Annotated in this window: 4 protein-coding genes; 2 read left to right on the forward strand and 2 right to left on the reverse strand. The window is 34.1% G+C overall.

Annotated elements, in window-relative coordinates; translation table 11 throughout:
• Positions 1 to 843 precede the first annotated feature (843 nt).
• Positions 844 to 1,521 (reverse strand): DUF4294 domain-containing protein, encoded by a 678-nt coding sequence (locus ACNQGX_RS18090; RefSeq protein ID WP_417978671.1) that lies wholly within the window; start codon positions 1,519 to 1,521, stop codon positions 844 to 846.
• Between the two features lie 82 nt (positions 1,522 to 1,603).
• Here ACNQGX_RS18090 and ACNQGX_RS18095 point away from each other — a divergent pair, with 82 nt between their 5' ends.
• Positions 1,604 to 2,692 (forward strand): M42 family metallopeptidase, encoded by a 1,089-nt coding sequence (locus ACNQGX_RS18095; RefSeq protein ID WP_417978673.1) that lies wholly within the window; start codon positions 1,604 to 1,606, stop codon positions 2,690 to 2,692.
• Positions 2,693 to 2,944: 252 nt separating this feature from the next.
• Here ACNQGX_RS18095 and ACNQGX_RS18100 read toward each other — a convergent pair whose 3' ends face one another.
• A complete protein-coding gene (locus ACNQGX_RS18100; protein WP_417978675.1) occupies positions 2,945 to 3,349 on the reverse strand; it encodes an ankyrin repeat domain-containing protein in 405 nt (134 codons plus the stop codon).
• Between the two features lie 367 nt (positions 3,350 to 3,716).
• Between ACNQGX_RS18100 and ACNQGX_RS18105 the strand changes: the two genes are divergently transcribed.
• A complete protein-coding gene (locus ACNQGX_RS18105; RefSeq protein ID WP_417978677.1) occupies positions 3,717 to 4,172 on the forward strand; it encodes a DUF1801 domain-containing protein in 456 nt (151 codons plus the stop codon).
• Positions 4,173 to 4,314: the final 142 nt, after the last annotated feature.

The raw sequence follows: 4,314 nt of genomic DNA on the forward strand, positions 1-4,314 counted from the left end.
TTTATTTCCGTTTTTCTTCTCTTTTTCTTAGCAGTTTGTCAAGGAACTTCGCTTGTTTTGCGGGGTGCAAATGTAGCGAGCGTTTTCTAATCTCACAAGCTTTTTTGAATCTTTTTTGAAAATAAATTTTCTTGATTAATTCGTATTACTTGTCAGTTTGTTAAAGAACGTCTGCGTCATTGCGGGTGCAAAACTACCACCTTTATCCCGTTATTCAAGCTTTTTAATCCCCTTTTTTTAATGTTTTTTTAACTTTCGCTTTAACTCGCTGGAAATATGACTTTTGGAATGAAAAGTTTTTTCCTCTCCCCGACCCTCTCCGAAGGAAAGGGTGACTTTATGGGTAAAAACCGTGGATGTCATTAATATATAGGCAATCGTATTGTATCTTTCTTTACTCACCTAATCCTTCTGAACACTCGGGGTTATTACCGTTTTACTGGCGATGGACTTACCGTAGTATCTGTAAAGAGTATCTTTAGTTGTCATTGCAGTTATGCAAACAAAAAGTTCCGTCTCATTCACAATCCATAAAAATACAAACAGACCAAATCAAAAGCATGCATGGGTTGCCTTAATATAGAGATAAACACACTTTTTCACTTCGCTCCTATATATAAGGTAACAAAATAGATGTTGCTGATGTGATTTCGCCTTCGTCGAAAGAACAAAATCTATGGAATACCCAACCTGCGTTAGGGATAGCAGCAAAAAGCCCACAGTCCCGCTTTTTTGGCGGGACGAGGACTTGTAGCGGATAGCCCGACTCATTATATAAAGAGAGGCAACTACCCGCTAAGATAATTGCCTCGCTTTATATTATGAGGAACGCCAAAATGATGCTTATTTTTTCAGCTTTTCAGCTCTGGATTCCCAAGAATCAGTTAGATTATCATAATCAACTGGTTTTGCCGGATTCTGATTTTGCAATCTTCCCGAATCAAATGCCCGAACCAATATCGTTTCTATCAGATAGTCTTCATTGACATCGTAAGGCGTGTATTTAGTTTTTAAATTAATGTCAAACATACTTGCCGCCGTATTGGACCAAAATGCTTTCCAGCCACTTTTAAGGTTTTTCACCAGCTCGTACGTTGTGGTACCTGTCTGACGATGTATTAACTTCACCAATATTTGACCTTGTTTACGGGAAAGCTTTTTGAGTTTAGCTTCGAATTCATCACTTAAATAATTTTCTACTATCTTAAAGTATCTTTTTTTCTCCTTATTTGTTTTAAGGTTTGCCATTCCTTTATTAAGAATCGTCAATCGCTCCGAAGCAAGTTTTGCATAAGGATAGGTTTTATAAACACGATTTTGAAGGATTAAGAATTGCTTTCTCGCTTCGGGATCCATTTTCTCCTTATAGATTAACACTTCCGGTAATTGAATAGTATCATTAAGAATGGATTCGTCATCTTCTAACTCATACCCCATCTTTGTGGTATCCTGCGGTATTACCTGCGCATTAACAGATAGGGCGGTAAATAGAAAAAACAACAAAAATTTAATTAGCTTCATATAGGAAAATTTAATTGCCAAAATTATACATTATATACACAACTGTAATGCCAAATTTATAATTTAGCAAAAAAATAATTTTATGAGCACTAAATCAATATTAAACAAGTCATCACTTGAGTTTTTAGAAAACTATCTTAATAATGCCTCACCCACAGGTTATGAAAGTGGCGGCCAGAAATTATGGATGGATTATTTAAAACCATATGTTGATACTTTTATAACGGATACTTATGGTACGGCTGTAGGAATTATAAATCCTGACGCTCCATATAAGGTAGTGATTGAAGGTCATGCTGACGAAATTTCATGGTACGTGAATTATATTACGGATGATGGATTAATCTACGTGATTAGAAACGGTGGTTCAGATCACCAAATTGCGCCTTCAAAACGGGTCAATATTCATACTAAAGCAGGAATTGTGAAAGGTGTTTTTGGCTGGCCGGCTATTCATACCCGCAATAGAAGTAAAGAAGAAGTGGCTAAAGTGGACAATCTATTTATTGATATTGGTTGCGAAACAAAAGAACAGGTTGATAAAATGGGTGTTCATGTAGGTTGTGTGATTACGTATCCTGATGAATTCATGATTTTGAACGAGAATAAATTTGTTTGTCGCGCCATTGATAATCGAATGGGTGGATTTATGATTGCCGAAGTAGCTCGTTTGTTACACGAAAACAAAATAAAACTTCCTTTTGGATTGTATATTACCAATTCCGTTCAGGAAGAAGTAGGTCTTCGCGGTGCCGAAATGATTACCAAAACCATCAAACCAAATGTAGCGATTGTTACTGATGTATGCCACGACTCTACTACTCCAATGATCGAAAAGAAAATTGAAGGAGATACAAAAATTGGTAAAGGTCCTGTAGTAACTTATGCGCCTGCAGTTCAGAATAATTTGAGGGAATTGATTTTAGAAACTGCTATGGCGAAAGAAATTCCATTCCAGCGATTGGCTTCCTCTCGTGTTACAGGTACGGATACTGATGCTTTTGCTTACAGTAATGGCGGCGTAGCTTCGGCTTTGATATCACTGCCTTTGCGTTACATGCATACCACTGTTGAAATGGTACACCGCGATGATGTTGAAAACGTGATTAAATTAATTTATGAAACGTTGTTGAAGTTAGAAAACGAAGAAACATTCTCTTATTTCAAATAGTTTTTTAGGAGCTATCCCGATAGCTATCGGGACGTTACAAATGAAATTCACTGAACTCCAATAAAATTAAAAGTATAGTGAAGTAATCTTTTTATTTTTAAAGAAAAAATAAAAAGGATTTCTCCCAAAGGTTCGGGACTATCGGGGCTAAAAAAAGTAGCAAATCCAAAAATCTGACTTTTTATTTTAAAAACAAAAAAGCATCATTGTTGATTTACAATGATGCTTTTTTTTATTAAATTCAATTGAATACTAAAGACCGGCAACTGGTTTTGATTCTGATAGTTTCAAAAATGCAGCTGCTTCTTTTGCATTAGATACTTCAGCATATTTTAATGCATTAATACCATTCTCATTTTTCTCTTTTAAACGTGCGCCATTGGCTAATAATAATTTAATAATTTCAACTTTATTATACCTTGCGGCCATCATTAAAGGAGTTAATCCATTTGATTTTTCGTTAACGTCAGCGCCATAATTGATCAGTTTTTTTACAATATCAATTTCTCCTTTGCTGATTGCAATGCACAAAGGAGTTGCACCTTCATAAATGGAATGACTGATTTCTTTTTGAGTCAAAGAATTGTAATTTGATGCTTGAGAAACAGTTGAGAATGTTACTAAAGCAATTCCTAGGTAAACGATTGATTTTTTCATGATGATTGTTTTTTTTTTGTTAATTGATTGATTTTGATGATTTAAACTGTTAACTAATATTCTATGCAAATATATGTCTAAAAGAAGGTATCTTGTTTTGCAAAGTACTAAAATTTAACACAAAATTAACTTTACATCTGTTTTATACGCTGAATGTTAAATTAAAATCTAAAGCTTATAAGTACTTAATATATAGACGATTAATAATTCTAAATGTTACACTATTTACGATATAAATATTTATGCTGAAAAACTAGTTTCAAACATAGATAGTCATGGAAGGTAAAAACACAACACATTAACAAAAAACACAGTTCAAATTATGAATTGCGGTTTTTTAATTAACTTTACTAAAACAATTTTTAAAATGCAGTCATTCGCAACATCAATCGAAGCGTATTTAAAAGAAATCCCTGAAGAAAGAAAAATCGCTTTTACCAAACTTCGTGAAACTATTCTTAAAAATATTCCTGAAGGTTTCTCTGAAGAAATGTCTTATGGCATGGTGGGCTATATAGTTCCGCATTCTATTTATCCAAGTGGATATCATTGTGATCCAAAACTCCCGTTACCCTTTATAAGTATTGCTTCCCAGAAAAATTTCATCGCGGTATATCACATGGGGATTTATGCTAACCCCGAATTACTGAATTGGTTTGTTACCGAATACCCAAAACACAGCACCCAAAAAATAGATATGGGAAAATGTTGCATCCGATTTAAGAAGATGGATCAAATTCCGTTTGACTTAATTGCAGCACTCGTCCAAAAAATGTCTGTCGAAGAATGGATTACTTGCTATGAATCACATTTAAAAAAATAAAAAAACCGCAATTCTAAATTCAGAATTGCACTGCCCCCAAAAAGTTAGACACTATTTGGGGTATTTTTATGGAAAGAAAATCAAAATATGATTATGCATTTAAGAAAGAATGTGTTGAGTTAGTTTTAAATAATGGCTATTC

This window comes from Flavobacterium glycogeni, from assembly GCF_048286775.1.
In the GTDB taxonomy this organism is placed as follows: Bacteria; Bacteroidota; Bacteroidia; order Flavobacteriales; family Flavobacteriaceae; genus Flavobacterium.